At 58.5% G+C, this 25,985-nt stretch carries 28 protein-coding genes and 1 other RNA gene; 20 read left to right on the top strand and 9 right to left on the bottom strand.

Annotated elements, in window-relative coordinates; genetic code table 11:
- Positions 1-136 precede the first annotated feature (136 nt).
- On the top strand, positions 137-913 hold the full coding sequence (locus ACP0GE_RS06525; RefSeq protein ID WP_424831180.1) for a Bax inhibitor-1/YccA family protein: 777 nt from the start codon (positions 137-139) through the stop codon (positions 911-913).
- A 161-nt stretch (positions 914-1,074) separates the two neighbouring features.
- Here the strand turns inward: ACP0GE_RS06525 and ACP0GE_RS06530 are convergent, their stop codons facing one another.
- Positions 1,075-1,581: a hypothetical protein gene (locus tag ACP0GE_RS06530; RefSeq protein WP_424831181.1), complete on the bottom strand. Its 507-nt coding sequence runs from the start codon at positions 1,579-1,581 to the stop codon at positions 1,075-1,077.
- Positions 1,582-1,799: 218 nt separating this feature from the next.
- Positions 1,800-1,967: a 50S ribosomal protein L33 gene (gene rpmG / locus ACP0GE_RS06535; protein ID WP_007799108.1), complete on the bottom strand. Its 168-nt coding sequence runs from the start codon at positions 1,965-1,967 to the stop codon at positions 1,800-1,802.
- A gap of 491 nt (positions 1,968-2,458) precedes the next feature.
- Here rpmG and ACP0GE_RS06540 point away from each other — a divergent pair, with 491 nt between their 5' ends.
- The 3 genes from ACP0GE_RS06540 (at position 2,459) to ACP0GE_RS06550 (ending at position 4,352) form a co-directional block, all read left to right on the top strand.
- On the top strand, positions 2,459-3,094 hold the full coding sequence (locus ACP0GE_RS06540) for a DUF1326 domain-containing protein (protein WP_424831182.1): 636 nt from the start codon (positions 2,459-2,461) through the stop codon (positions 3,092-3,094).
- Between the two features lie 13 nt (positions 3,095-3,107).
- On the top strand, positions 3,108-3,950 hold the full coding sequence (locus ACP0GE_RS06545; protein WP_424831183.1) for a DUF2182 domain-containing protein: 843 nt from the start codon (positions 3,108-3,110) through the stop codon (positions 3,948-3,950).
- Between the two features lie 69 nt (positions 3,951-4,019).
- Positions 4,020-4,352 (top strand): GYD domain-containing protein, encoded by a 333-nt coding sequence (locus tag ACP0GE_RS06550; RefSeq protein WP_424831184.1) that lies wholly within the window; start codon positions 4,020-4,022, stop codon positions 4,350-4,352.
- A gap of 6 nt (positions 4,353-4,358) precedes the next feature.
- On the opposite strand, the gene rnpB is transcribed toward ACP0GE_RS06550, so the two are convergent.
- The 5 genes from rnpB to gatC form a co-directional block, all read right to left on the bottom strand.
- Positions 4,359-4,750: RNase P RNA component class A (rnpB, locus tag ACP0GE_RS06555), an RNA gene on the bottom strand.
- A 123-nt stretch (positions 4,751-4,873) separates the two neighbouring features.
- Entirely contained in the window at positions 4,874-5,539 is a 666-nt protein-coding gene (locus ACP0GE_RS06560) for an N-acetylmuramoyl-L-alanine amidase (protein ID WP_424831185.1), read from the bottom strand.
- Between the two features lie 3 nt (positions 5,540-5,542).
- Positions 5,543-6,235: a hypothetical protein gene (locus ACP0GE_RS06565; protein WP_424831186.1), complete on the bottom strand. Its 693-nt coding sequence runs from the start codon at positions 6,233-6,235 to the stop codon at positions 5,543-5,545.
- A 39-nt stretch (positions 6,236-6,274) separates the two neighbouring features.
- On the bottom strand, positions 6,275-7,762 hold the full coding sequence (gatA, locus tag ACP0GE_RS06570; protein WP_424831187.1) for an Asp-tRNA(Asn)/Glu-tRNA(Gln) amidotransferase subunit GatA: 1,488 nt from the start codon (positions 7,760-7,762) through the stop codon (positions 6,275-6,277).
- Positions 7,763-7,765: 3 nt separating this feature from the next.
- The gene (gatC, locus tag ACP0GE_RS06575; protein ID WP_170325838.1) at positions 7,766-8,053 is read right to left on the bottom strand and encodes an Asp-tRNA(Asn)/Glu-tRNA(Gln) amidotransferase subunit GatC; all 288 of its coding nucleotides are present in this window, start codon (positions 8,051-8,053) and stop codon (positions 7,766-7,768) included.
- Positions 8,054-8,580: 527 nt separating this feature from the next.
- Between gatC and ACP0GE_RS06580 the strand changes: the two genes are divergently transcribed.
- On the top strand, positions 8,581-9,147 hold the full coding sequence (locus tag ACP0GE_RS06580; RefSeq protein ID WP_424831188.1) for a DUF4202 domain-containing protein: 567 nt from the start codon (positions 8,581-8,583) through the stop codon (positions 9,145-9,147).
- A 15-nt stretch (positions 9,148-9,162) separates the two neighbouring features.
- Positions 9,163-9,918: a class I SAM-dependent methyltransferase gene (locus tag ACP0GE_RS06585; RefSeq protein WP_424831189.1), complete on the top strand. Its 756-nt coding sequence runs from the start codon at positions 9,163-9,165 to the stop codon at positions 9,916-9,918.
- On the opposite strand, the gene ACP0GE_RS06590 is transcribed toward ACP0GE_RS06585, so the two are convergent.
- Positions 9,915-10,568, bottom strand: a complete 654-nt coding sequence (locus tag ACP0GE_RS06590; RefSeq protein WP_424831190.1) for a ceramidase domain-containing protein — start codon at positions 10,566-10,568, stop codon at positions 9,915-9,917. The two genes, ACP0GE_RS06585 and ACP0GE_RS06590, sit on opposite strands and share 4 nt — an antisense overlap.
- A gap of 59 nt (positions 10,569-10,627) precedes the next feature.
- On the opposite strand from ACP0GE_RS06590, the gene ACP0GE_RS06595 reads away from it, so the two are divergent.
- Positions 10,628-11,320 (top strand): metal-dependent hydrolase, encoded by a 693-nt coding sequence (locus ACP0GE_RS06595; protein ID WP_424831191.1) that lies wholly within the window; start codon positions 10,628-10,630, stop codon positions 11,318-11,320.
- A 12-nt stretch (positions 11,321-11,332) separates the two neighbouring features.
- Here the strand turns inward: ACP0GE_RS06595 and ACP0GE_RS06600 are convergent, their stop codons facing one another.
- Positions 11,333-11,782, bottom strand: a complete 450-nt coding sequence (locus ACP0GE_RS06600; RefSeq protein ID WP_424831192.1) for a nucleoside deaminase — start codon at positions 11,780-11,782, stop codon at positions 11,333-11,335.
- A gap of 61 nt (positions 11,783-11,843) precedes the next feature.
- Here ACP0GE_RS06600 and ACP0GE_RS06605 point away from each other — a divergent pair, with 61 nt between their 5' ends.
- The 13 genes from ACP0GE_RS06605 (at position 11,844) to ACP0GE_RS06665 (ending at position 25,920) form a co-directional block, all read left to right on the top strand.
- Positions 11,844-12,656, top strand: coding sequence for a pseudouridine synthase (locus tag ACP0GE_RS06605; RefSeq protein ID WP_424831193.1), 813 nt, complete (start codon positions 11,844-11,846; stop codon positions 12,654-12,656).
- 176 nt (positions 12,657-12,832) lie between these two features.
- The gene (locus ACP0GE_RS06610; protein WP_424831194.1) at positions 12,833-13,747 is read left to right on the top strand and encodes a 5-bromo-4-chloroindolyl phosphate hydrolysis family protein; all 915 of its coding nucleotides are present in this window, start codon (positions 12,833-12,835) and stop codon (positions 13,745-13,747) included.
- A gap of 28 nt (positions 13,748-13,775) precedes the next feature.
- Entirely contained in the window at positions 13,776-14,966 is a 1,191-nt protein-coding gene (locus tag ACP0GE_RS06615; protein ID WP_424831195.1) for a toxic anion resistance protein, read from the top strand.
- 8 nt (positions 14,967-14,974) lie between these two features.
- Positions 14,975-15,928 carry a DUF2927 domain-containing protein gene (locus ACP0GE_RS06620; RefSeq protein ID WP_424831196.1) on the top strand — a complete coding sequence of 318 codons (954 nt, stop codon included), beginning with the start codon at positions 14,975-14,977 and terminating at the stop codon, positions 15,926-15,928.
- 22 nt (positions 15,929-15,950) lie between these two features.
- The gene (locus tag ACP0GE_RS06625; protein WP_424831197.1) at positions 15,951-17,099 is read left to right on the top strand and encodes an SPFH domain-containing protein; all 1,149 of its coding nucleotides are present in this window, start codon (positions 15,951-15,953) and stop codon (positions 17,097-17,099) included.
- Positions 17,100-17,131: 32 nt separating this feature from the next.
- Entirely contained in the window at positions 17,132-18,223 is a 1,092-nt protein-coding gene (locus ACP0GE_RS06630) for a TFIIB-type zinc finger domain-containing protein (RefSeq protein ID WP_424831198.1), read from the top strand.
- A gap of 101 nt (positions 18,224-18,324) precedes the next feature.
- Positions 18,325-18,993 carry a nitroreductase gene (locus ACP0GE_RS06635; protein ID WP_424831199.1) on the top strand — a complete coding sequence of 223 codons (669 nt, stop codon included), beginning with the start codon at positions 18,325-18,327 and terminating at the stop codon, positions 18,991-18,993.
- A gap of 30 nt (positions 18,994-19,023) precedes the next feature.
- Positions 19,024-19,464, top strand: a complete 441-nt coding sequence (gene dtd / locus ACP0GE_RS06640) for a D-aminoacyl-tRNA deacylase (RefSeq protein ID WP_424831200.1) — start codon at positions 19,024-19,026, stop codon at positions 19,462-19,464.
- 17 nt (positions 19,465-19,481) lie between these two features.
- A complete protein-coding gene (locus ACP0GE_RS06645; protein WP_424831201.1) occupies positions 19,482-20,564 on the top strand; it encodes a glycerate kinase type-2 family protein in 1,083 nt (360 codons plus the stop codon).
- 355 nt (positions 20,565-20,919) lie between these two features.
- Complete coding sequence (locus ACP0GE_RS06650; RefSeq protein ID WP_424831202.1) at positions 20,920-22,509, top strand: ABC transporter substrate-binding protein; 1,590 nt, start codon at positions 20,920-20,922, stop codon at positions 22,507-22,509.
- Positions 22,510-22,517: 8 nt separating this feature from the next.
- Complete coding sequence (locus ACP0GE_RS06655) at positions 22,518-23,474, top strand: ABC transporter permease (protein WP_424831203.1); 957 nt, start codon at positions 22,518-22,520, stop codon at positions 23,472-23,474.
- A complete protein-coding gene (locus ACP0GE_RS06660) occupies positions 23,471-24,286 on the top strand; it encodes an ABC transporter permease (RefSeq protein WP_424831204.1) in 816 nt (271 codons plus the stop codon). The genes ACP0GE_RS06655 and ACP0GE_RS06660 overlap by 4 nt, the downstream gene beginning before the upstream one ends.
- Positions 24,283-25,920, top strand: a complete 1,638-nt coding sequence (locus ACP0GE_RS06665) for an ABC transporter ATP-binding protein (RefSeq protein WP_424831205.1) — start codon at positions 24,283-24,285, stop codon at positions 25,918-25,920. Before ACP0GE_RS06660 ends, ACP0GE_RS06665 begins: the two co-directional genes overlap by 4 nt.
- Positions 25,921-25,985: the final 65 nt, after the last annotated feature.

The following is a 25,985-nucleotide window of genomic DNA, read 5'->3' on the forward strand; positions in this document are numbered from 1 at the left end:
CCGCCATATTTCTTGACCGATTTGCTGAGAATTGGGCCGAAAACCCTTGAAACACGGGTCACACTTTCCGATATTTGCGAGGAAACCGGCCTGCAACTGCGGGCTGAGAGCAGATAAGTGAGGGGAGACCTTTTAGATGGCACAATTTGACACGATCCGGACGGCGACCGGTGCGCGCGCTGCCGAGATTGATGAGGGCCTGCGCGCCCATATGAACAAAGTCTACGGCACAATGTCCGTGGGTATGCTGATCACGTTTGCAGCAGCTTGGGCAATTGCCGGGCTTGCCACGACGTCCGATCCGTCCGCAGCGGCGGCGCAGCTAAACGCCGACACCTATCTGACCTCGCTGGGCTACAGCCTGTTTGCGTCGCCCCTACGCTGGGTGATCATGTTCGCACCGCTGCTGTTCGTCTTCGGCTTTAGCGCCGGAATCAATCGCCTGTCGGCCGCAGCCGCGCAGTTGGTGTTCTACGTCTTTGCCGCCGTTATGGGCGTTTCGATCAGCTGGATATTCCTGGTCTTTACTGGTCAGTCGATCATCCAGGTGTTCCTGATCACATCCATCGCTTTTGCGGGTTTGTCGCTGTATGGCTACGTGACCAAAAAAGACCTGTCCGGAATGGGCACTTTCCTGATCATGGGCCTGATCGGGCTGATTGTCGCAATGGTCGTCAACATCTTTTTGGCATCGTCGGCAGTGGCCTTCGCCATCTCGGTTATCGGTGTTCTGATCTTTGCCGGTTTGACAGCCTACGACACGCAGCGCATCAAAACCACCTACTTGCAGATGGCCCATTCGGGTGATCAGGAGTGGCTGGGTAAGGCTGCTATCATGGGCGCTTTGAGCCTGTATCTGGACTTCATCAACATGTTCATGATGTTGCTGTCACTCTTCGGCAACCGCGAATAAAGCGCTGAACCGATTTAAATTCAAAAGGGCGGGTCCTGCGGGGCCCGCCCTTTTTGTTTCCGATTGCCAAACCGACAATCACATTGGGACCCGAGGATACAGTCGGCCCAAACAAAAACCCCGCCACGATGGGCGGGGTTTTCTTAAGAAGTTTACTTACGTCAGCTACAATTCAGTGGAATTGCAAACCCCGAACTGCGCGAGGATGATCCTTTGCCGTAGACATTCCCTGCGGGCAAACAGCCGGTGAACCGTTCGGTTTCCGAGCCAAAGATCTCGCCCACCGAATTATCGACCCTTGTACTGTTGTTCACCGTGCGCAGAACGCCGTACAGGGTTCCGTTCACGCTGACCGTACTCAGATACATATCAGTGTCGGCACCCGACAACTGGACTGCATTGGCACTGGTGCGACCGGCGTTGTCAATGGCAACGCCAGCAAGTTTGTCAGCCTCAACCTTGTCCGAAGTGACCTGAACGGTTGGCAATTCCGCCAGTTCCGCAGGAACATTCGTCGCATCAGGAAGAAAGGCTGCTGCGCCCTTCACTTCGGAGATCGTGCGCGGTTCGCCGTCAATTCCGGTAAAGCCCACGCCTTCGCGATTTAAGGGGTCTTCGCAGGCGGAAAGGGTCAAAACGGCCAGTGCGGGAAGTATGATTTTTTTCATGGCGCTCAACATTTTGGAACGATTGGTCGGAGCGTAGCGGCACGCAGACCAAAAAAGCAAGCCATCCCGGTTTCGATTACCCTTTCCGCTGATGCGCCTCTGCAACGGACCATTTCGGCGGGCGACCTACCTGCCAGGGTTCGGCTCGAAGGCTCGAGTACAAAAAAGGGTTCCGCCTTTCGGCAGAACCCCTGAATTTGTCCAAGCGGATGGGCTGATTACTTGATCTTGCCTTCCTTGTACTCGACATGTTTCCGAACGACCGGGTCGTATTTACGAACGGTCATCTTCTCGGTCATGGTGCGCGCGTTTTTCTTGGTCACGTAGAAGTGGCCCGTGCCCGCGGTCGAGTTCAGACGGATCTTGATTGTCGTCGGCTTCGCCATGGTTATCTCCTGCGTCCGAAAAGTCAGGGGCCTTTCGGTTGAATTCCTATGAGCGTGCGCTTTTACGCCCTGCACCGGCTATGTCAAGCGCATTCGCACCCCTCGGGCCAATGGTTAACGCAACCGGCTCAGGCAGACAGCGTCCACGCACTCATTTAGGTATGTTTCTGGTTCCGTTCACCTTCGGACAATCCTCGGGCGGTGGCCACTTGTGGCAGATAAGCAGCCTCGCGATCCTTATCCAGGCGAATCGCGGCAAGAGACGTGGCACAGATCTGCGTTCTCTGCGGTGCCCCCGAATTGGCGGCCAGCGCGAAAACGGCGCAAGGTTGCAAGTCGAGGCCTACGTTTGAACAAATTACGGTTTCGTGATATGACGATCATAATCCAGCGACAATAGGATCAATCAAGGTTCTACCGTTGAGGCACCGGAAACAGGCAACATCCTGCAGCAGCAGGAATTTACTGTGCGATATTTCCGGGGGGATCTCATGACAGAATGGACGATTCAAGGCGAAGAGCTGGCCAACTGTAACTGTAACTTTGGTTGCCCGTGTCAGTTTAGTGTGCTGCCGACGCATGGAAACTGCGAGGCGATTGTCGTCTACGACATTGAAAGCGGAAGCTACGGCGACACCGATCTGGCCGGTGTGCGAGCGGCCGGGGTTTATTATTGGCCCGGACCCATCCATGAAGGCAATGGCGAGATGCAACTGATTGTCGATGACAGCGCCAGCGCCGACCAAAGAGCAGCCCTGGAAGCGATCATGTTGGGGCAAGATACCGACGAAATGGCCACCATGTGGTACGTTTACAGCGCCATGGCCCCGACCAAGCACGAAACTCTTTTTGTGCCTATTGAGTTGGACTGGAGCCGGGAAGATCGCACTGGCACTGCAAAGGTCAAAGGTGTGTTCGACATCGAAGTCAGCCCAATTCCGCACATCGTTTCAGGAGCCCCGCACCGGGCGGCGTTCCATTTGCCGAACGGGTTCGAATATCGCTACGCCGAAGCGGCATCGGGTACAGCAAAGACAACCGGAGGCGCGATCAGCCTGACTTTTGATGCAACGCATGCGCATCTGGCTCATCTGAACATATCGGGCCACGGCGTCCTTGGTGCCTGAGCCGGACGTTCGTATGGCCAGAAATCTTGCTGCGCTCCGCACGGATAAGGTCGAACGCTTGCTGCGCCGGGACAATGCCATTGTCATTGGCAGTGTCTGCCTGATCATTCTTGCGGCTTGCTGGTACACCGTCGCTGGCATCGGAATGAACATGTCCGCCATCGAGATGACTCGGATGGCCAGGCCCATCGGCGAGCCCATGCAGATGAGGGGCGGGGTCATCTGGAACGCGGGGTATGCCGTTCTCATATTCCTGATGTGGTGGGTCATGATGATCGCCATGATGACCCCCAGCGCCGCGCCCACGGTTCTGCTGTACACGGCTCTCAAGCGAATGGGTCCCGAGGCGGATCGAATCGCGTGGCTTAGCCTGCTGTTTCTGACGGGATATCTGATCGCCTGGGCCGCATTCAGTGCCGCTGCGACCTTTGCCCAGTGGGGATTGGAATTGGCCGGCCTGTCAGACGGCCCCATGATGACAATCCGGTCAAAGGGTTTCGCGGGTGCAGTTTTGATTGCCGCGGGTCTATATCAGCTTTCCACCCTAAAGACCGCCTGCCTGCGCCATTGCCGGAGCCCGGGTCAATTCCTGGCCGAGCACAGTCGACCCGGACCATGGGGCGCCTTTCGAACCGGCGCATTGCATGGGACGTATTGCCTTGGATGTTGCTGGGCGTTGATGCTGCTTCTGTTCGTTGGCGGCATCATGAACCTGTACTGGATTGTCGGAGTCGCCCTTTACGTTGCGGCTGAAAAACTGATGCCGCGGGCCACATGGCTGGTGCCTCTGACCGGTATGGCATTGTTCGTCATGGGCGTTTGGCTGATCGCTACCCCTTGGGTTTTTGCGAGATGAAACGCGCATTTGGCCAAAGGACCGGCCACACTTCAGGTCCTGCATCAACTTGATTTACGGGAGGTACAAATGCCCATTTATATTACCTATGCGTCCTATTCGCAGGACGGTGTCAAAGGCATGTTGAAGAAGCCCGCAGACCGCACCGGCGCGGTCAGAGCATTGCTGAAAAAAGTCGGCGGGAAATTGTTGGCGTTTTACATGACAACCGGGGACAACGATGTGGTTGTGATCAGCGAAGCCCCGGACGGTACAGATGCTGTTGCGGTCGGCATGGCCGTAGCCGCATCAGGCGCGGTGTCCAAGGTGGAAACGGTGCGTGCCTGGAAGGCGAAGGACTTTGTCGCCATCACCAAAAAAGCCGCCAAATTGTCCGGCACCTATACACCACCAGGTCGCTGAGGAAAAACGCGCGGAGGGCCTGTAAGCCGGATCCTGTTCCGGGGTTACCCCCTTCGATGACCATTCCTCTAGGCCGTGCATTGCTGCGCGGCTCAAGCTGCCAACCCGGTCCCTCTCGGCCAAGGCGAGCCTAGCGGCGGTATCGGCTGACGCCGACCGGCCCGCGCGGGGACCCTATTCGGCATTGCTCCCGGTGGGGCTTGCCGTGCCACCACTGTTGCCAGCGGCGCGGTGGGCTCTTACCCCACCGTTTCACCCTTACCACACGCATGTGGCGGTTTGATTTCTGTGGCGCTTTCCGTCGGGTTTCCCCGCCCGGGCGTTACCCGGCACCGTTGCCTTGTGGAGTCCGGACTTTCCTCTCGGGCTTGCGCCCCAGCGGCCATCCGGCCCTCCGCGCAGAGCGGTGGGTATGCCTTGGGCGGGGTGGCGTCAAGAGTGGAACGAGTTGAAGGGGCCCGCCCCTTCTTGGCCTGCGGCCAATTCAACCCCGGGATATTTTTGGCCAGATGAAGAGTGGATCAGGTTTGCGAAGGGAGTGGGCAAAGCACTTGTATATCAGCGGATTCAAGCGGACCGGATGCCCAAGGACGATAACGCAGGCGGACAGCGGTCAGCAGATCGACGTCATCAATCGGAGCGGTGAAGCCGGATTGGCGCGCCAACATACGAAGCTGATCCATCGTTGGCGTATCGATTTCTGGTTCAGCGCCGCGTGTGGCAGCAAGACCCAGGCGTTCCAGCCTTTGCCAGTCAAATCGCGGGCCGGGGTCGGATTTGCGGCTTGGGGCCATGTCCGAGTGGCCGATAACTCCAGCCGCGGGGATAGACCAGCGCGCCATGATCCCGGTCAGCAGATTTTCCAGAACCGCCATTTGCCGGTTGGAGAACGGGTGGTCACCCCGGTTGTCCAACTCGATGCCGATTGAGCGTGAGTTGATGTCGCTTTGGCCGCACCACTCCCCTGCCCCGGCATGCCATGCGCGATCCTGCTCCTGCACCATTTGCCAGAGGGTGCCGTCTGCACCAATCAGATAGTGGGCCGAGACTTCGTGCTCCGGGTCGCATAGCCGTTTCAGCGCTTCGTCTGCGCTGTTCATCGCCGTGTAGTGCAGAACGATCAGGGATGGCCGTAGCCCATCCCGACGCGCACCGAAATTGGGGGATGGGTGCCAGATCGGTTTCAATGGTCAGTTGTTGACAGCGTTGCGGAACGGGCTGGGGTCCCACCCGCAAGCATAGCCGTCCCCGTCCGGGTCCAGGCCTTTACGATCGCGCTGAGGCCCACCGTTGGACAGGAAAGCGATTTGAGCCTGATCTGGTGAGGCGAACTGGGCGCAATTGCGCTGCGCCTTGGCTTGTAGGTTGAACCCTGCCCGGCTGTATATTTGTGTTCCGACCGGGTTCGATGAACTGAGCGCATATTGGACAATGTTTGGCTGACCGTCCGACCCCCGCTGCGGTACGGCGGTCGGGGCCACGACCTCGTAGGTCTGGCGGTTCTGTTCGATCCGGGCCGCGTCGGATTCGATGCTGCGGCGTTCCGAGACGGCCGCAAAATCCTGCTCGTCTGAGATGCCAGTGTTATTTGGCACAGGCGCGGATTGAGGGAATGTATTGGCCAGAGCCGCCGCGGTCTGATTGGCAATGTCGCTGGAATCCCCAGTCGTCAGGGGCGCCGCGCCCGATCCTTGCGCCAAAAGCGGTTCCTGTGACACAGCCGGGGGTGGTGCCAGCGGGTTGCCCGCAAGGCCCTGCCCGCTCAATTGCGCTTCACGCTGCGCCTGATACTCCGGTGTGTTGAAACCGGGGTCTGAAATCGGCGCAACCGAGTTGCATCCCGCGATCAGCCCCAGGGCCGGAATCAGAAGCACTTTGCGCATCTGGCTGCTCCGTCTTGTTGTGTCTTGCCTGCCTAAGGCTTACCACCATTTGCCCGGCTTGGCCACAAAGCCAGCCGCGCTTTCCAACGCGTAAGCGGTGTTGAGCAGATCGCCTTCGTCCCAAGGGCGGCCGATCAGTTGCAGGCCGAGCGGCAGACCCTGAGCGTCCAGGCCAGCGGGAACTGAAATGCCGGGCAGACCCGCAAGGTTGACCGTCACGGTGAAGACATCGTTCAGGTACATCTGCACCGGATCGGCCTCGGTCATTTCTCCCAGCCCGAAGGATGCCGACGGCGTGGCCGGGGTCAGGATCGCGTCAACGCCTGCGGCAAAGACATCCTCGAAGTCTTTCTTGATCAGGTTGCGAACCTTACGGGCCCGATTGTAGTAGGCGTCGTAGAAACCCGCAGACAGAACATAGGTGCCGATCATCACGCGGCGCTGGACCTCGTGGCCGAAACCTTCGGCGCGGGTTTTCTCGTACATCTCGGTGATGCCGTCACCTTGTGCCAGCTGCGCGCGACGGCCATAGCGAACGCCGTCATAGCGGGCGAGGTTCGACGACGCTTCGGCAGGCGCAATCACGTAGTAGGCCGGCAGCGCGTATTTGGTGTGAGGCAGTGAGATATCGACGATCTCGGCGCCTGCATCCTTCAGCATCGCGGCTCCGTCGGCCCAGAGCTTTTCGATCTCGGCGGGCATGCCATCCATGCGGTATTCCTTGGGGATGCCGATTTTCTTGCCCTTGATGTCGCCGGTCAACATCGCCTCGAAATTCGGTACGGCCAATTCGGCGCTGGTGGAGTCCATGGGGTCATGACCGCACATGGTTTCCAGCATGATCGCCGCATCGCGTACGTTCTTGGTCATCGGTCCGGCCTGATCCAGCGAGGATGCAAAGGCCACGATGCCCCAGCGCGAGCAGCGGCCATATGTGGGCTTGATGCCGGTGATACCGACAAACGCCGCAGGCTGCCGGATCGAGCCGCCGGTATCGGTGCCGGTTGCGGCCAGGCACAGGTCAGCGGACACGGCCGAGGCCGAACCACCCGACGAGCCACCCGGCGTCAGTTGCGCGTCGTCATTGCCGCGCCGCCACGGGCTGACCGCGTTGCCATAGACCGAGGTTTCGTTGGACGAACCCATGGCGAATTCGTCCATGTTTAACTTGCCCAGCATCACGGCACCGGCATCCGCCAGTTGCTGCGACACGGTGGATTCGTATTCGGGCTTGAAGCCTTCGAGGATTTTGGAAGCCGCCTGCGAGGGCACACCCTTGGTGCAGAACAGATCCTTGATGCCAATCGGCAGGCCACACATCGACGGTGCATCGCCAGCTTTGATCCGTTCATCTGCCGCCTTGGCTCGTTCCAGCGCAATCTCGGGCGTCTTGTGAACAAAGGCGTTCAGCGCGTCGGCTTCGTCAATGGCCTTGAGGCAGGATTCGGTCAGCTCGACCGAGGTCACATCACCGGCTCGCAGCGCATCGCGGGCCTCGGCCAGGCCTAGCTTGTTCAGGTCGCTCATGTCTTACTCCACCACTTTGGGAACAGCGAAGAACCCTTCGCGCGCGTCGGGGGCATTGGCCAGAACCTTGTCCTGCTGATTTCCATCGGTGACCACATCCTCACGACGCTTCAGGCGCATCGGCTCGACCGAGACCATCGGCTCGACACCTTCGACATCCACTTCGTTCAGTTGCTCAATGAACCCGAGGATGGTGTTGAACTCGGATGCCAGCGCGGGCAGCGCGTCATCCTCGACCTTGATCCGGGCCAGTTTGGCCACCTTGGCGGCGGTGCTTTGGTCAATCGACATCGGAAAACCTCATATGCGTTAGGGGGCGTTTACCTGTCCGCCGCAACAGCCGCAAGACCGCTGCGCGATTGACTGGCCCCACCCAGTTCGGAAACCGCTGTGATGCCCGGAAATTGACCTTGGTCAAAAAAATAAACCGATCAGTTCACTTTGGGTCTTGAAAAATAAACTGAACAGTTCATTTCAATATTATCCACACAGCAAAACCGGAGTTAGAAAATGAAACCCATTATGATCGTGCTCGTCCTTTCAACATCCCTCTTGGCCGCACCAGCGATGGCTTTGGGCGTGGATACAAGCAACATCACAAGGACACTTAGTTTCCCCGAACCCGCGCCAGAGCCTGTAACGAAAGACAAAACACCCACAGATCGATAATGGAAACACACCCGCCGGGTCGGTTTTGAAAAATCGGCCCGGTATCTGCGCATTTGACTACTGCACCTGACGCGACATGCCGCTAGCATGACATGAATCACAGTCAAATTGACCTCCGCACCCGGAGGCACCAGCCAGTGGAGCAGGACATGAGCGCGCAAATGCAAAAGGTTTTGGACGCAATTGATGCGGCCAACGCACAGGACCCCAATCTGGAAGATGGCCAGCCCGAGTCGCTTTTGTATGGACAAAGGATGAGTGCCGAGCTGGATCGACTGGTCCCGAATGCCTCAGAGCTTTTGCAGATCGCCGCACGTGGGCAACATGTCGAGCGCTGGAAGCTCAAACGCACCGAATACCCCGAAGGACGCGCGGGTTATCTGGCGTGGCGTAAAGCGCAGGGCGTTTATCATGCGGATGTTGTCATGGGGATGATGGAACAGGCTGGCTATGACGCCGATCAGATCGAAACCGTAGGACGGATGTTGCGAAAGCAAGGCATCAAACGAGACGCCGAGGTTCAGGCGTTGGAAGACGTGATCTGCTTTGTCTTCCTGAAGTGGTATTTCCAGCCCTTCGCCGCGAAACATTCCGACGAGAAAATTCAGCGCATCGTCGAAAAGACTGCCCTGAAAATGTCTGAAGACGGTCGGGCACGGGTCTTGAAAGAGTTCGATCTTCCGGAACCCTTGGCGGCAGCCTTCAAGCCGAACTAGAGCCGAGTTTTCGCGATGGATGACCTTCAGCTATTGATCGACCTGCATATTGGCGGTGAACGTCAGGGGCCGGGCAGTAACGCTATGACCCGGCGCGCAATGGAACTGGCGGGTCTGACCCCTCAGACCAACCTGCGGATCGCCGATATTGGCTGCGGCACCGGCGCGGCCAGTCTGATACTGGCGCAGGATCTGAAAGCTGACATCGTTGCGATCGATTTCCTGCCGGACTTTCTGGCCGAGCTGGAAGCTCGCGCTGAATCCGCCGGAGTGTCCCGGCACATCAAGACGCTGGCCGCGTCGATGGACGATCTGCCGTTTGAGGATGGTGCCTTTGATGTCATCTGGTCCGAGGGCGCGATCTACAATATCGGTTTCGAAACAGGTCTGCGTAACTGGCACCGGTATTTAAAACCCGGCGGCGTTCTTGCGGTCTCGGAACTGACATGGCTGACGCGGGACCGACCGGAAGAACTGACCGAACATTGGACAAGGGCATATTCGGAGGTTGGCCTCGCCTCCGAAAAGATCGCACAGATCGAAGCCAGCGGCTATGAAGTAATGGGTTATTTCCCGTTACCGAAGGACTGTTGGCTGGACCACTATTACCGACCGTTGCAGCAGCGGTGTCCAGAGCTCCTGCGACAGCATGGAGAGTCAGAGGAGGCGCGCGCCTTGATCGATGCCGAGCAGGCCGAAATCGCATTGTACGAACGCAACGCGGACTATGTCAGCTATGGTTTCTACATTGGGCGGAAACTGCCCGTTTAGGCGCGCGATGTGATCAAAGCTCGCCTGTAAACTTCGATCATCCAGCCCAGCATGATGGCGTTCAAAATGTGCCACATGAAATGCGTCCCAAGGGGAAACTGACCGCACAGATGCAGATCCAGCGCGCGGAAGGTAATCGAGGCAATCAGGATCAGCGCACCGGTGGCCAACCCTTTGGCAATCTGCGGCACCCGATTTCGCAACAAAAACGCGTAGATCAGAATCAACAGCGGCACAGGCGCATACCCTGCCGAGCTGCCCAGCCCCGGGATCAACTGGAATATCGGAACGGTCAGCGCCGCGTAAGGGATGAACATCAGGGTCAGCAGCAGCGCGACCCACGGTTTCATACCCCAAATGTCCCGATTCACGGCAAAGATATAGACCAGAATATACAGCAGGATCGGTGTTGTGTCCGCGATAGCGGCCCAGACCTGTGCGTGGGTGTGAAACAGGTAACTGCCGATCCCGATCGCGGCGAGTATCCAGACCAACAGATGCGCCAGCGGAGCTGATTGGCCCCGAAGCCGGTTCCACATGATAAAAGCTGCGATCAGAAAGGCCGCGTTGGTCACTGCGTTCACGGGCTCGGCCCAATAGACGGGCGATAACCTCTCGCAATAGCTGTCAATTTGCCGTGTCCAGTCCATAGATTTTTACATAACGGATGTTAGGCTGGGTCCAAGCGATATTTTCGGGAGGATCGATCATGAATATCATTTGGCTGGGCCATGGCAGTTTTCGTGTTGAAACCGAAGGTCAGGTTCTGCTGATCGATCCCTGGCTGACCGGCAACCCATCCCTGTCTGAAACACAGCATGACGAAGCGGTCGAAGGCGCCACGCATATCTTACTGACGCACGCGCATTTCGACCATGTCGTCGACGTTCTGCCGCTGGCCAAGCATCTAGGCATCCCGGTGGTCGGGCAATATGACCTTATGGGCTATTGGGCCGAAGCCGAAGGCATTGAAACAGTCGGGTTCAACAAGGGCGGGACGGTCAATCTGAACGGGGTGAAGGTCAGTATGGTGCCAGCATCTCATAGCTCGACCTTCTCGACGCCAGATGGGGTAAGAACGGGCGGCACCGAGGTTGGTTTTATGATCAAGGCCGAGGGGCGCGTGCTGTATATCTCGGGCGACACGGATATCATGGCGGATATGGAGTGGATGGGAGATTACTACAAACCCGATATTGGCATCCTGTCAGCCGGCGGGCATTTCACCATGGATATGAAAGGTGCGGCATACGCGGCCAAGCGCTATTTTGACTTCAAAACCGTTATTCCCTGCCATTACAAAACCTTCCCGATCCTCGAACAGTCGGCACAGGACCTGGTTGACGGGTTGCCCGGGGTGGACGTGATCGAGCCGGAAGTCATGAAAGCCATCACTCTGTAGCAGTGGCCTGCCTCAGCGCCGGGCCTCAAAGAAGGCCTTCAGCAGCGCGACGGCTTCATCTTCGGCAATGCCATCATAGACCTCGGGCGCATGATGGGCCTGCGGGTGGGAGAACACCCGCGCGCCGTGGATAACACCCCCGGACTTCGGATCGGACGCCCCGAAATATACCCGCGCGACACGCGCTGCAGCCAGCGCAGCGGCGCACATGGCGCAGGGTTCCAGCGTCACATACAGATCATGTCCCGGCAGCCGTTCCGAGCCTGCATCTCCGCAGGCCGCGCGCAACGCCAGGATTTCCGCATGGGCCGTTGGATCGTTCAACTCGCGTGTCCGATTGCCCGCTGCGGCCACGACCCGGCCATCCGGCGCGACGATCACGGCCCCCACCGGCACCTCGCCCCTGTCCGCAGCAGCGCGCGCCTCGTCCAGCGCCTGATCCATATACGATCTGAAACTCATGCCTCTGACTGCCCCAGAAACCTGCCTTTCGCAAGCCGGACAGATGGGGTAAGGCTGGGGGATGAGCAACACCCCTCCTCCCGGCGACCGGATCGCCAAAGTGCTGGCGCGCGCCGGTATCGCCTCGCGCCGCGAAGCTGAACGCATGATCGAAGCCGGTCGTGTGACCGTGAATGGTAAACCCATCGACAGCCCGGCGCTGAATGTGACGGCAAAAGACCGGATTACCGTAGACGGCAAACCGGTCTCAGAACCCGAGCCGTCGCGCTTGTGGCTGTATCACAAGCCTTCGGGTCTGGTGACGACCGCCCGCGACGAAAAAGGGCGCGAGACGATTTTCGACAAACTGCCCGAGGACATGCCCCGGGTGATGAGCGTCGGGCGGCTGGACCTGAACTCGGAAGGGTTGTTGCTGCTGACCAATGACGGCGGCATCAAGCGTAAGCTGGAACTGCCCGCAACCGGCTGGTTGCGAAAATATCGGGTGCGTGTGAATGGGCGGCCAAAGGACGAAGATTTCGCGCCTCTGCGCAAGGGGCTGGTGATCGAAGGCGAACGTTTCCAGCCCATGACCGTCACATTGGACCGTCAACAAGGCGCTAACGCCTGGTTGACCATCGGCTTGCGCGAAGGGAAAAACCGCGAGATTCGGCGCGCCATCGAAGATATCGGCTTTGCCGTGAACCGCCTGCTGCGGGTGTCTTACGGTCCATTCCAATTGGGCAACCTGAAACCTGGCGAGGTTGAAGAAATCCGCCGCCGTGTTTTGCGCGATCAGTTGGGGCTTGAGGCAGAGAGTCAACCAGCCAAACCGAAACGCCCCTCACGACCACGCCGCAATCGACCTCAAAACGGCAAGAATCCTCGCAGGTGACGCAAGTTAGGTGACCTTCCCCCTAGCGCGAAAGGCTCGCATCCCCTAAATTTTCCGTGTGCTGCTGCTGTAGGGGGAAAACATGTCCGGAACCGGGGTGCAAAAACTGGCCTATGTGGTGCTGTTGGCGCTGCTGCTTGGCCTATGCACCGGTCTGATCGGGGGGTTGTAACGCGATGGCGAAACGCTTTGGCGGCAAATACAGCCCAGATGGAGGCTCTGACCCCAACGAACAGGCCCCGCGCGGCCAGTTCGATGGTGCCCGGGTGGAACCCGCCGGCGCGCGCGCCAATCTGTTGTTCCTACCGGCAGTTCCTTTGGTATTCCTGTCTTTGAACGACGGCGCCATCGGAATGACGGTCGGCTTGATCGCCGCCGGAATATTGACAGCCGCAGCCTTCCTGCTGCGCGAGGGGCTACGCGCCGAGGCCGCATATAACGCGCGCCGCACAGCGCGCCGCCCGGCCTTTCCCCGCAAGATGTTCGCCAGCCTGCTAACAGGACTTGGCGCCGCCTTGGCGTCCTATCGGACCGAGGTCCTGGATGCCGAGGCCGCCGCACAAGCCGGCCTGCTGGCCCCTTTGTTGTTTGGCGTGGCCGCGACAATCCTGCATTCCGTTTCCTTCGGGTTCGACCCGCTGAAGGACAAAGGCATGGAAGGGATCGATACGTTCCAGCAGGATCGGGTCGCTCGGGTTGTCGATGACGCCGAAGCTCACCTTTCGGCCATGACCGATGCTATCAAACGCGCCGGTGACCGGCAGGTTGAGGCGCGCGTTGAACGGTTTCAGGACACTGCCCGCGAGTTGTTTCGGACGGTTGAAGAGGACCCGCGAGATCTGGCCGGGGCCCGAAAGTACCTGACGGTTTATCTGCAAGGCGCGCGCGACGCGACGATCAAGTTCGCGGATGTCTATGCACGCACACGCGATGCGCAAACGTTGAATGATTTTACGGCATTGCTGGACGATCTTGAACAAAACTTCGCTGCCCGCACGCGCAAGATGCTGTTGGATGATCGCAGCGATTTGACAGTGGAAATTGACGTGCTGCGCGAACGATTGCAGCGCGAAGGCGTCCGGTTGGACTGACCGGCCATTTTTGAGCGAGGATTACCCCATGTCCGATACCATCAAGAACAAAGCGGTCGAGGCCGAAACTCTGGTGCAGGAAGTCACTGCAGTTACCCTGCCCGACCCGCAAGCCGACATTGTGCCACTGGAAGAAGCCGACGAACCCGTCGGAGCCGAGATCCGAAAGCGCATGGCCGAGATCGACATGGGCAACACCAACTCGATCGTGTCCTTTGGGTCTTCGGCTCAGGCCGAGTTGCAGGAAATCAGTCAAGCCATGCTGGCGGATGTGCGCAACAAGGATGTCGGGCCTGCGGGCGACAGCCTGCGCAATATCGTGACGACGATCCGTGGGTTCTCGGTCAGCGAACTTGACGTGCGTCGCGAGAGAAGCTGGTGGGAAAGATTGCTGGGCCGCGCAACACCTTTCGCCAAGTTCACCGCCAAATTCGAAGAAGTTCAAAGCCAGATTGATCGGATCACCGACGACCTTCTGGGGCATGAACATACACTGCTCAAGGACATCAAGTCGCTTGACCTGCTGTATGAAAAAACCTTGGATTTCTACGACGAGCTTGCCCTTTACATCGCTGCGGGTGAAGAAAAGCTGACCGAGTTGGACAGCCATGACATCCCCGAACTTGAAGCTGCCGTCGAAGCCGCACCCGAGGATCAACAAGTTATCAAGGCGCAGGAATTGCGCGACCTGCGTGCTGCACGCGACGATCTGGAGCGCCGCGTGCATGACCTGAAACTGACACGCCAGGTGACTATGCAGTCGCTGCCCTCAATCCGGTTGGTACAGGAAAACGACAAGTCGCTGGTGACTAAGATCAACTCGACCCTCGTCAACACAGTGCCGCTGTGGGAAACCCAACTGGCACAGGCCGTTACCATCCAGCGCAGCGCCGAGGCCGCTGCAGCCGTGCGCGATGCCAACGATCTGACCAACGAATTGCTGACGTCGAACGCAGCCAACCTGCGGGAATCCAACAAAATGATCCGCGAAGAGATGGAGCGCGGCGTTTTTGACATTGAAGCCGTCAAACAAGCCAATGCAGACCTGATCGGGACGATCAACGAAAGCCTGGCGATTGCCGACGAAGGGAAGGCCAAGCGCGCCGCTGCCGAGGTCGAGCTGCAAAAGATGGAAGCCGAATTGCGCGATACCCTGGCCGCCGCCAAGGCGCGCCGCGACGGAATCGGCGACAACGCCGGAACCGCCGTCCCGGGCTGAGGCTGGACATGAGGGCCATCACCCATCTGAAACTGGCACTGGCGCTGGCAGGTCTGCTGGCGCTTGCCAATTGTGATGAGGCCCTGACCCCATCAACCGTGCTGCAACCCGCACCTGCCCCGGAACCTGCGACAAATGCCTATGTTCCGGCATCAGCCGCCAGTGAAGAATTGGCGCGCTATTACCTCAGGGTTGAAAACGACCTGTTGACTCGTGGCATGCTGCGCACCGACGGAGGTGGGCCGGATACCCCATATGACGCCGACGACCTTGCCCGAAATTTCGAGCAAATCGCGTTTGTAAACGAGCATTCCGGTCGAACCGGCGTCTCTGCCGGGGGGCAGTCCGAGGTTAAACTTACTCGGTGGAAAAAACCGATCCGTATTGCCACCGAATTCGGTCCAACAGTCCCGCCGGAAACACGTGCAGAGGACCGTGAGAAGATAGAGGCCTACGCCAGCAGGCTTGCACGGGTGACCGGGCACAGTATTCGCAGCGCCAAGTCCGATGGAAACTTCATTGTGGTCATCGCTGGAACGGACGACACGGACTATGCGCAGCAGCGACTAAAGACGCTGATCCCGAATATCCCGGCGGACAGGCTGGCGCTGATCGGAAACCTGCAACGCCCGTATTACTGCTTTGTGTTCACATTTGCCGGATCCGGAGACACCAATACGATCACCCGGGCCGTCGCCTTTATCCGGTCCGAAAACTCGGATCTGTTGCGTCTAAGCTGTATTCACGAAGAGATCGCGCAAGGTTTGGGCCTGTCAAATGACAGCCCGACCGCGCGCCCGTCGATATTCAATGATGACGACGAGTTTGCGTTGCTCACCAGCCATGATGAGAAGCTGCTATCCATGCTTTATGACCCGCGCCTGACCCCAGGCATGTCGGGTGAAGAGGCCCGCCCCGTCGTACGTATCCTTGCGCGAGAATTGATGGGTCAATCGCTTTGACCCCCAGGACAGGAGAACCCAAATGGGAATTTTCGATTTTCTGACCGGAGAGTTCATTGATGTCATCCATTGGGTGGATGACACCCGAGACACCATGGTCTGGCGGTTCGAACGCGAAGGGCACGAGATCAAGTACGGCGCCAAGCTGACCGTACGCGAAGGTCAGTCAGCGGTGTTTGTGCATGAAGGGCAACTGGCGGATGTATTCACGCCGGGCCTTTATATGCTTGAGACCAACAACATGCCGATCATGACGACGCTGCAGCATTGGGACCACGGGTTCCAGTCGCCGTTCAAGTCCGAGATCTATTTCGTCAACACGACGCGGTTCAACGACCTGAAATGGGGCACCAAGAACCCGATCATGCTGCGTGATCCGGAATTCGGGCCCACGCGCATCCGGGCCTTCGGCACCTATACTGTGCGCGTCAAAGACCCCGCCCGGTTCCTGGTCGAGATTGTGGGAACCGATGGCGAGTTCACCATGGACGAGATCAGCTTTCAGATTCGCAACATCATCGTGCAGGAGTTCAGCCGGGTGATCGCCGGGTCCGGCATTCCGGTGCTGGACATGGCCGCCAACACGGCTGATCTGGGCAAGTTGATCGCGGCCGAGGTCTCTCCGGTGCTGGAAGGTTATGGGTTGGAGATGCCGGAATTCTACATCGAAAACATCTCACTACCGCCAGCAGTTGAAGCCGCGCTGGATAAACGGACCTCAATGGGGCTGGCGGGCGATCTGGGCAAGTTTACCCAGTATTCGGCAGCCGAAGCGATGACGGCTGCCGCCAACAACCCCGGCCAGGGCGGCGGCATGGGCGCAGGTCTTGGTATGGGAATGGGCATGGCGATGGCACAGCAGATGTCGAACATGGCAGCGGGTCAACCGTCCGGCCCATGGGGCGGTTCCGCGCCCACTGCCCCTCAACCGGCTGCGCATGCAGCACCGCCGCCCCCTCCGCCGGTCGAACATGTCTGGCACATTGCAGCGGACGGTCAGACCAGTGGGCCATTCTCGAAGGCCAAGATGGGCCGTATGGCAACGGATGGGGAAATCACCCGTGAGACCTTTGTCTGGACCGCCGGTCAGGACGGTTGGAAAAAGGCAGGGGACGTGCAGGAACTGGCGCAATTGTTCACAATCCTGCCGCCGCCCCCACCGGGCGCCTGACCTCGCCCCGACAGATCAGAGACGCCGAACAAATGACCACGGACGAACATCGCTTTCCCTGCAATCAGTGCGGTGCAGACTACCGGTTCAATCCCGGCGACGGCACTCTGACCTGCGATCACTGTGGTCACTCAGAACCCATCGGCAATGGCCCTTGGGGTGGCGCAAGCCTGCGCGAGCTGGATTTCGACGCAGCAATCGCGGGTCAGCTACCCGAGGCAGAGATCGAGGAAACCCGCGTCCTGTCATGCCCGAACTGTGCCGCTCAGCTCGAATTCGATCCGGATACCCACGCCGCTGAATGCCCGTTCTGCGCCACTCCGGTTGTGACGGATACTGGCGTCAGCCGGCACATAAAACCCCGTGGCGTGCTGCCTTTCGCGCTAGACGAACGAGCGGCACACAAAGCAATGGGAGATTGGCTGGGGCGGTTGTGGTTTGCGCCGAACGGGCTGAAAGACTACGCCCGCAAAGGTCGTAAGATGCAGGGGATTTACGTTCCCTACTGGACCTTCGATGCGGATACCAAATCCAGCTATCGCGGTGAGCGCGGTGTGGTCTACTACGAAACCCGAACCGTGATGCGCGATGGAAAGCGTGTGCAGCAGCAAGTTGCCAAAGTTCGCTGGTCGCCAAAATCCGGGCGCGTTGCACGGTTTTTCGACGATGTGCTGGTGTTGGCCTCCCGTTCCTTGCCGAAATCCTACACCGACGCGCTAGAACCTTGGGACCTTCCGGCGCTGGAGCCTTATCAACCCGAATACCTTGCCGGGTTCAGGGCCGAGGCCTACACGGTCGAGTTGCAGGATGGTTATGCCGAAGCGCGACAGCACATGGCCCGGGTGATCGAACGCGACGTTCGCTTTGATATCGGAGGCGATCGTCAGCGCATCCATGCGGTCGATACCGAAGTGCGGGATGTTACCTTCAAACACATTCTGTTGCCGGTTTGGATGGCGGCTTACAAATACCGAGGAGAGACCTATCGATTCGTGGTCAACGGTCGCACCGGGCGGGTTCAGGGTGAACGCCCTTGGTCTGCGTTGAAGATCACCGTAGCGGTGGTTTTAGGTCTGCTGGTCGCTGCCGGCGTCGGATATTTGATGGCCACAGGGCAGCAATAGCGTCTACCCCATCCGTGGGGCAAAAAACTGCCGCGTGAACCCTTGAAACCCGGCACCGCTGTCGCCATCCTGCGCGGTGTTCGCTTGGGGGAGACATCACATTGTCATTGGAAGTTCTGAACACCTTGCTGGGCGACCGGCATTCGTGCCGTGCGTTCCTGTCCGACCCCGTGCCGAAAGAGCAGATCGAACAGATCGTGACCAGTGCAACGCAGGTGCCAAGCTGGTGCAACGCGCAACCCTGGCATCTCTACCTGACCAGCGGAGCAGAGACCAAAAAGTTCCGCGACGCTTTGCTGCAAGAAGTTGAAGCTGGCGCGCCCGCACCTGACCTTCCGTTTCCAACATCTTACACCGGCGTCTATCAGGACCGCCGCCGTGCCTGCGGTCTGGCCTTGTATCGGGCGGTCGGCGTCGAAAAGGGCGACCGTGCCGGTTCGGCCCGGCAGATGATGGAAAATTTCTCTCTGTTTGGTGCGCCACATTGCGCAATCGTCTCAAGCCCGGCTGAATTGGGTCCTTATGGCGCGATGGATTGCGGAGGGTTCGTCACCGCCTTCACTCTGGCGGCACAGGCCTTGGGCGTTGCAAGCATTCCGCAAGCGGCCGTTGCCTCGTACAGCCCGTTCCTGCGCTGGTATTTCAATATTCCCGAAGACCGGCTGATCCTTTGCGCAATATCTTTCGGATACCCCGACAAGCAGCACCCGGCCAACGCATTTCGTACCGATCGTGCAGGGTTGGGTGAAATCACATCCTGGATCGGGTAAAGCCTCCAAACAAGCAAGCAGGAGAACGACGTGCGTGCCCTAGTTCAACGAGTGTCCCGGGCTCAGGTCACGGTCAGTGGCGAGGTGATTGGCAAAACCGGGCATGGGCTGATGATCCTTGTGTGTGCCATGCAAGGGGACAATGAGGAACAAGCCTCTGCCCTGGCAGCCAAAATTGCCAAGCTGAGAATTTTCAAGGACGATGCAGGTAAAATGAATCGCTCCATTCTGGATACCGGGGGATCGGCGCTTGTGATAAGCCAGTTCACACTTGCGGCGGATACGTCGCGCGGGAACAGGCCAGGCTTTTCAAACGCTGCTGCACCTGCCGAGGGTGAGCGCCTGTATGAATTCTTTGCACAGCAGTTGCGTGCGCAGAATGTGCAGGTTGAAACAGGAAAATTCGGGGCGGATATGGCCGTGGAATTGGTCAATGATGGCCCCGTGACAATTTGGGTGGAAAGCCAGTGAAGACTTCGGATTTGGCCATGGAATTCTGGCAGGCAGGCGTTGACGCGGTCGGCGGATACTCTGCGACGCAAGCTGCATTGCCTGAAGTGGACAAGCCGGATCGCATTCTTGCGGTTGGAAAGGCGGCAGCCGCAATGGCCCGTGCAGCCTATGATCAGTTCGGTCCGGTTCCCTCACTGGTGGTCACCAAAGACAACCATGGACGTGACCTGCCTGCCGATATCGAGGTCATCGAGGCGTCACACCCTGTTCCCGACCAACGCAGCTTGCAAGGCGGTGCAGCGTTGCGGCAGGCGGTCGAAGAGATGGGTTCAGGCACGCACTTACTACTGCTGGTGTCAGGCGGCTCCTCATCTCTGGCCGAGGATTTACGACCGGGCATCAGCCTGACCGATTTGGAAAACCTCAATCGCAAATTGCTGGCCGAGGGGTTGGATATCGGCGCGATGAATGAGGAACGCCGAAGGCTGTCGCGGATCAAGGGTGGCGGATTGCTATCTCATTTCAACGGTGCCCGCGTCACAGTGCTGGCGATTTCAGATGTTCCGGGTGATGCGCTGGATGTCATCGGCTCGGGCATCGGTGCCCTGCCCGATCAGTATGAGTTTAAGGCGGACACCCGGATCATCGCGTCGAACGCACATGCCCGCGCGGCTGCCGAATCTGCGGCACGGTCCGCCGGTCTGACAGTTCATGAGAATCAGGAATGCCTGCATGATGACTTTTTGCATGTCGCATCGCGGCTTGGTCCGCGCCTGAAGCAGATGGAACCGGGCGTTATGATCTTTGGGGGAGAGCCCACAGTGGTTCTGCCAGAAAATCCGGGGCGCGGTGGACGTAATCAGGCACTGGCCCTGGCCTTGGCACGAGAGATTGCTGGTAGCGAAGGTCTGACCGTTGTCGTGGGTGGAACCGATGGGACAGATGGCCCAACAACTGCGGCAGGTGCAATTGTGGATGGTACGACCTGGCAACCGAATGCTGAAACGGCGTTGTCACAGGCCGACGCTGGCACATTTCTGGACCAGTCAGGCGCGCTTTTGGTTACCGGCCCAACCGGAACAAACGTGATGGACCTGATCGTCGCAGTGCGTCAGTGAACCCAGCGGGTGAAAACGGGCTGATTCACTTTGGATCATCCTGCACGGAATGATCTAAAAAAGATCACAGCACAAGCAGGCTCGATCCACGGTCCGTTTGTCTAATGCAATCTTCATCTTGGAGGCGTCGCACCCTACCCAATCACGATTGGTTGAGCATAAAACCGTTTGATAACGGCATATTGGAATTTCACATAAGTTCTACATTCTTCCGCATCGTTTTCGTCTAAGACGTCCGTGTGCCCGCTAGCCGGACAATAAGTATTGCCCGATCAGCGGAAATGAGCCAACGTTGACTCATGCGTCAACAAAAAGCTCCTTCAAGGAGCTGTGAAAGTCTAACAGGAGGTTCTGAATGAACGACCAACTCACTCACATGACCAAACAAGTGACGGCAGGCAAGCTGACACGGCGTGAGTTCATGGGCAAAGCCGCAGCACTGGGTGTTTCGGCTGCAATGGCCAGCACATTGTTTGCTGACGCCGCACGCGCGGCTGGCCCGAACAAAGGCGGCACCATGAAACTTGGTATGCTGGGCGGCGAAAGCACCAACACGCTGGATCCGGCCCCCGCCGCCACTCAGGTTCCGGGTATGGTTCTGCGTCTTTATGGCGATCAGATCGTGGATGTTGCCCCCGATGGCAGTATCAATTCGCGCCTGGCTGAAAGCGTCGAGGGTTCGGAAGACGCCACAACCTGGAACTTCAAGGTTCGTAAGGATGTCGAATTCCACAACGGCAAAACCGTCACCGCCGAGGATTTCCTGCGCACGATTGAACGTCATGCGAACGAAGATTCGAAATCCGGCGCTCTGGGCGTGCTGCAAGGCATCAAGAGCATGAAAGCCGAAGGTGATGTCTTTACGGTTGAGATGGAAAACCCGACCGCTGACTTGCCCTATCTGATGGCTGACTGGCATCTGGTTGTGCAGCCCGATGGTGGTTTTGACGATCCCAATGCCGGGATCGGCACCGGCCCCTATATCATCGAAGTCGATGAGCCGGGCGTACGCCATACCTTCAAAAAGAACCCCAACTATTGGGATGACAGCCTCGGCCACGTAGACGAAGTCGAAGTTCTGGTCATCAACGACGCCACTGCCCGTATGGCTGCGCTGCAGTCGGGTCAGGTTCACATGGTCAACAGCGTCGACCCGAAGGTTGCTGATCTGCTGGGCCGCGCGCCGAATCTGGATGTGCGTTCAGTCTCTGGCCGCGCGCATTACATCTTCCCGATGCACTGCAACACGGCGCCTTTCGACAACAACGACCTGCGTCTGGCACTGAAATATGCCGTCAACCGCGAGGAAATGGTCGAGAAGATCCTGCGCGGCTTCGGTTCGGTTGGCAACGACATTCCCGTCAACGCCGCCTATCCGCTGTTTGACGAAAGCATCGAGCAGCGCACCTACGACCCGGCCAAAGCAGCCGAGCATTACAAGAAATCGGGCCATGATGGCTCGCCGATTGTTCTGCATGTTTCGGATGCCGCCTTTGCCGGTGCGGTGGACGCGGCACAGCTGTTCCAGCAATCCGCCGCAGCAGCCGGTATCAACATCGAGATCGAGCGCGCGCCGTCGGATGGCTACTGGTCCGAAGTCTGGAACGTCAAACCGTTCTGTGCCTCGTACTGGTCGGGCCGTCCGGTTCAGGATCAGATGTACACGACCGCGTATCTGTCCAGCGCTGACTGGAACGATACCCGTTTCAACGTCCCGGAATTCGACGAACTGCTGTTCGCGGCCCGTGGCGAGCTGGACGAGGGCAAGCGGAAAGAGATGTACTCGAAAATGGCTATGATGGTGCGTGATCAGGGTGGCCTGATTGCCCCGATGTTCAATGACTTCGTTGATGGCGTGTCAAAGAACGTTCAGGGCTACGAGGACGATCCGAATGGATTCCTGATGTATTCCTGGGCACCGATCAAATGCTGGCTGGATGCGTAAGGTAAAACATGCATCCTATTCTTAAACTGGTTTCCCAGCGCATTGCGCTGGGACTCCTTTTGCTGGTTGGCGCTTCGGCCTTGATCTTTGGTCTGACTGAAGCCCTGCCCGGAGACGCCGCGCAAGCCGTCCTGGGCCAGTCCGCGACACCTGAATCCCTGGCAAACCTTCGCGAGGAAATGGGGCTGAACCGCCCTGCGCTGACCCGCTATGTCGAATGGTTCGGCGGCATTTTGCAAGGCGATCTGGGGACATCCCTCACCAATAAACTCGACATTGCCGAATCCGTCGGCAACCGTCTGGGCAACACGCTTTTCCTGGCATTCTGGGCTGCGCTGGTTTCGGTTCCTCTGGCCATTTTCCTCGGCCTGCTGGCTGTTCGCTACCGCAACCGCTGGCCGGACAAGCTGATCTCGGCGGTCACCCTCACCACCATTTCGATCCCTGAATTCCTGATCGGTTATGTGCTGATCTACTTCGTCGCTGTAAAACTGGGCATGTTCTCCCCGCTGGCCATGGTCAATGACAGCATGTCTTTAGGGCAGAAACTGAACGCCATCGCGCTGCCGGTCATTGTTCTGACCATGGTGGTTTTGGCACATATGATGCGTATGACCCGGGCCGCGATCCTGAACGTGATGCAGTCCGCCTATGTGGAAACTGCCGAACTGAAGGGCCTGAGCAATTTTCAGGTCATCTACCGCCATGCTTTCCCCAACGCGATCGCTCCGATCGTCAACGTTGTCATGCTGAACCTGGCCTATCTGGTCGTCGGCGTTGTCGTGGTCGAGGTGGTCTTCGTCTATCCCGGCATGGGGCAGTATCTGGTCGATCACGTGACCAAACGTGACGTACCGGTGGTTCTGGCCTGCGGCGTGATCTTTGCCGCCATCTATATCGGACTGAACATGGTTGCAGATATCGTTGCCATTCTGGCCAACCCAAGGCTGAGGCATCCGAAATGAAGAATATCCCTATTTCTGCAATGATCGGGCTGGGTTTTACCGCCCTGTACTTCATCATCGCTGTCTTCGCCCCCTTGCTGGCCCCCTATGGCATGGCCGAGGTGGTTGGCGACGTGTGGGAGCCCTCAAGCTCGGAATTCTGGCTCGGAACTGACAATATCGGGCGCGATCTGTTAAGCCGCATGATTTATGGCGGGCGTACGACGATCTTTATCGCAACCGCTGCGACGATCCTTAGCTTCGTGACCGGCTCGATCCTGGGTTTTCTGGCCGCTGTTCTGGGCGGTTGGGCTGATCAGTTGATGTCACGAACGGTCGATCTGGTCATGTCGATCCCGTCGCTGATCACCGCGCTGGTCATTCTGGCCATGGTGCCGGTGACCATCCCGATCCTGATCATCGTCATGGGCCTTCTGGACGCTACGCGCGTCTACCGTCTGGCGCGCGCCGTCGCGGTGGATATCGCCGTGATGGATTATGTCGAAGCCGCGCGCCTGCGTGGTGAAGGCCAGACCTGGGTGATCTTCCGCGAAATCCTGCCCAACGCCCTGTCACCGCTGGTGGCCGAGCTGGGTTTGCGATTCATCTTCATGGTTCTGTTTGTCTCGACCCTGTCTTTCCTGGGTCTTGGCGTTCAGCCGCCGCTGGCGGATTGGGGCGGCATCGTGAAGGAAAACAAGGACGGTATCGTCTATGGCATCGGTGCGGCCCTGTACCCTGCTGTCGCCATCGCGACGCTGGCGATCTCGGTCAACCTCGTGGCTGACTGGGTTCTGAACCGTACCACATCGCTGAAAGGAGGTCGGGGATGAGTGATACCCTTCTCAAGGTCCGCGACCTCAAAATCGGTGCGACCGTTTATCCGCCGGGTGAGAAACCCCATGACATCGAAATCGTGCATGGGGTCAGCTTTGACCTCGAACGCGGCAAGGTGCTGGGTCTGATCGGCGAGTCCGGTGCTGGCAAATCCACCATCGGCCTGGCCTCGATGGCCTATGGCCGGGGTGGTGTTGAGATCACCGGCGGCGAGGTCTGGATCAACGGGCGCGATATTTTGAAGACGTCGCATGGCGACATCCGCAAACTGCGTGGGGGCGAGGTGACCTATGTCTCGCAATCCGCAGCCGCGTCCTTCAACCCGGCCAAGAAGATCATGGATCAGGTGGTCGAGGCCGCGGTCGAACACAAGAAGTTTTCGCGCAAAGAGGCAGAGTCTCGTGCGCGGGAGCTGTTTGCCAAGCTGGGTCTGCCCGATCCGGACAATATCGGCGACCGTTATCCGCACCAGGTTTCCGGTGGTCAGTTGCAGCGTTGCATGACGGCGCTGGCGCTGTGCCCCGAGCCTGATCTGGTGGTGTTTGACGAGCCGACCACCGCGCTGGACGTAACCACTCAGATCGACGTTCTGATGGCGATCAAAGAGGCCATTGCCGATACCGGCGTTGCCGCGCTTTACATCACGCACGACCTTGCTGTCGTGGCGCAGGTAAGCGACGACATCATGGTGCTGCGGATGGGCGATACGGTGGAATACGGCAACACCGATCAGATCATCAACAACCCGCAAGAGGAGTATACTCAGGCGCTGGTCTCGGTGCGTTCGATCGAACACGAAGAGAAACAGCCCACACCGGAACCGGTTCTGAGCGTTGACGGGATCACCGCGCGCTACAAGGGGCTGAATTTCGATGTGCTGCACAACGTCAATGTCGAGCTTCATCCGGGGCAGACCTTGGCGGTTGTGGGTGAATCCGGTTCGGGTAAATCCACGCTGGCGCGGGTGATCACCGGCCTGCTGCCGCCGCGCGATGGTGAGATCACCTTTGCCGGACGCAAGCTGAGCTCTGATCTGAAAGGACGCACCCGCGAGGACCTGCGTGAGTTGCAGATGATCTATCAGATGGCAGACGTTGCGATGAACCCGCGTCAAACCGTGGGCACCATCATCGGACGACCGCTGGAGTTCTACTTCAACATGCGCGGTGCCGAGAAACGCAAGCGGATCATCGAATTGCTGGATGAGATCGAACTGGGCGAAAAGTTCATGGATCGCTATCCGGCGGAACTGTCCGGCGGCCAGAAGCAGCGTGTCTGCATCGCGCGTTCGCTGGCAGCCAAGCCCAAGATGATCATCTGTGATGAGGTCACCTCGGCCCTTGACCCGCTGGTGGCGGACGGCATCCTGAAACTGCTGCTCGATCTGCAAAAGATCGAGAATGTGGCCTACCTGTTCATCACCCACGATCTGGCGACGGTCCGCGCGATCAGCGACAGCATCGCTGTGATGTATCAGGGGCGTGTGGTGCGCTATGGACCAAAATCTCAGGTACTTAGCCCTCCATTCGACGACTATACCGACCTGTTGCTCAGTTCGGTGCCCGAGATGCAGCTGGGCTGGCTGGAAGAGGTTGTCTCCCATCGCAAGATGGAGAGTGCGGGTAACTGATCCCAAGCGTAACAATCTGATGAAAATTCGAAATCCCGGCGCTTTGTCTGATGACAGGTGTCGGG

Origin of the sequence: Ruegeria sp., assembly GCF_965243365.1 — a bacterium.
Classification (GTDB): domain Bacteria; phylum Pseudomonadota; class Alphaproteobacteria; order Rhodobacterales; family Rhodobacteraceae; genus Ruegeria.

Bases quoted from the DNA above. Each gene is read 5' to 3' on its own strand.
- ACP0GE_RS06565 (WP_424831186.1), bottom strand. From the start codon at position 6,235: ATGCGCAAAGTGCTTCTGATTCCGGCCCTGGGGCTGATCGCGGGATGC.
- ACP0GE_RS06665 (WP_424831205.1), top strand. From the start codon at position 24,283: ATGAGTGATACCCTTCTCAAGGTCCGCGACCTCAAAATCGGTGCGACC.
- ACP0GE_RS06585 (WP_424831189.1), top strand. From the start codon at position 9,163: ATGGATGACCTTCAGCTATTGATCGACCTGCATATTGGCGGTGAACGT.
- ACP0GE_RS06655 (WP_424831203.1), top strand. From the start codon at position 22,518: ATGCATCCTATTCTTAAACTGGTTTCCCAGCGCATTGCGCTGGGACTC.
- ACP0GE_RS06600 (WP_424831192.1), bottom strand. From the start codon at position 11,782: ATGAGTTTCAGATCGTATATGGATCAGGCGCTGGACGAGGCGCGCGCT.
- ACP0GE_RS06545 (WP_424831183.1), top strand. From the start codon at position 3,108: ATGGCCAGAAATCTTGCTGCGCTCCGCACGGATAAGGTCGAACGCTTG.
- ACP0GE_RS06615 (WP_424831195.1), top strand. From the start codon at position 13,776: ATGTCCGATACCATCAAGAACAAAGCGGTCGAGGCCGAAACTCTGGTG.
- ACP0GE_RS06580 (WP_424831188.1), top strand. From the start codon at position 8,581: ATGAGCGCGCAAATGCAAAAGGTTTTGGACGCAATTGATGCGGCCAAC.
- ACP0GE_RS06605 (WP_424831193.1), top strand. From the start codon at position 11,844: ATGAGCAACACCCCTCCTCCCGGCGACCGGATCGCCAAAGTGCTGGCG.
- ACP0GE_RS06530 (WP_424831181.1), bottom strand. From the start codon at position 1,581: ATGAAAAAAATCATACTTCCCGCACTGGCCGTTTTGACCCTTTCCGCC.
- ACP0GE_RS06645 (WP_424831201.1), top strand. From the start codon at position 19,482: ATGGAATTCTGGCAGGCAGGCGTTGACGCGGTCGGCGGATACTCTGCG.
- rpmG (WP_007799108.1), bottom strand. From the start codon at position 1,967: ATGGCGAAGCCGACGACAATCAAGATCCGTCTGAACTCGACCGCGGGC.
- ACP0GE_RS06610 (WP_424831194.1), top strand. From the start codon at position 12,833: ATGGCGAAACGCTTTGGCGGCAAATACAGCCCAGATGGAGGCTCTGAC.
- ACP0GE_RS06620 (WP_424831196.1), top strand. From the start codon at position 14,975: ATGAGGGCCATCACCCATCTGAAACTGGCACTGGCGCTGGCAGGTCTG.
- ACP0GE_RS06650 (WP_424831202.1), top strand. From the start codon at position 20,920: ATGAACGACCAACTCACTCACATGACCAAACAAGTGACGGCAGGCAAG.
- ACP0GE_RS06550 (WP_424831184.1), top strand. From the start codon at position 4,020: ATGCCCATTTATATTACCTATGCGTCCTATTCGCAGGACGGTGTCAAA.
- gatC (WP_170325838.1), bottom strand. From the start codon at position 8,053: ATGTCGATTGACCAAAGCACCGCCGCCAAGGTGGCCAAACTGGCCCGG.
- ACP0GE_RS06525 (WP_424831180.1), top strand. From the start codon at position 137: ATGGCACAATTTGACACGATCCGGACGGCGACCGGTGCGCGCGCTGCC.
- ACP0GE_RS06540 (WP_424831182.1), top strand. From the start codon at position 2,459: ATGACAGAATGGACGATTCAAGGCGAAGAGCTGGCCAACTGTAACTGT.
- ACP0GE_RS06660 (WP_424831204.1), top strand. From the start codon at position 23,471: ATGAAGAATATCCCTATTTCTGCAATGATCGGGCTGGGTTTTACCGCC.
- ACP0GE_RS06625 (WP_424831197.1), top strand. From the start codon at position 15,951: ATGGGAATTTTCGATTTTCTGACCGGAGAGTTCATTGATGTCATCCAT.
- ACP0GE_RS06595 (WP_424831191.1), top strand. From the start codon at position 10,628: ATGAATATCATTTGGCTGGGCCATGGCAGTTTTCGTGTTGAAACCGAA.
- gatA (WP_424831187.1), bottom strand. From the start codon at position 7,762: ATGAGCGACCTGAACAAGCTAGGCCTGGCCGAGGCCCGCGATGCGCTG.
- ACP0GE_RS06590 (WP_424831190.1), bottom strand. From the start codon at position 10,568: ATGGACTGGACACGGCAAATTGACAGCTATTGCGAGAGGTTATCGCCC.
- ACP0GE_RS06630 (WP_424831198.1), top strand. From the start codon at position 17,132: ATGACCACGGACGAACATCGCTTTCCCTGCAATCAGTGCGGTGCAGAC.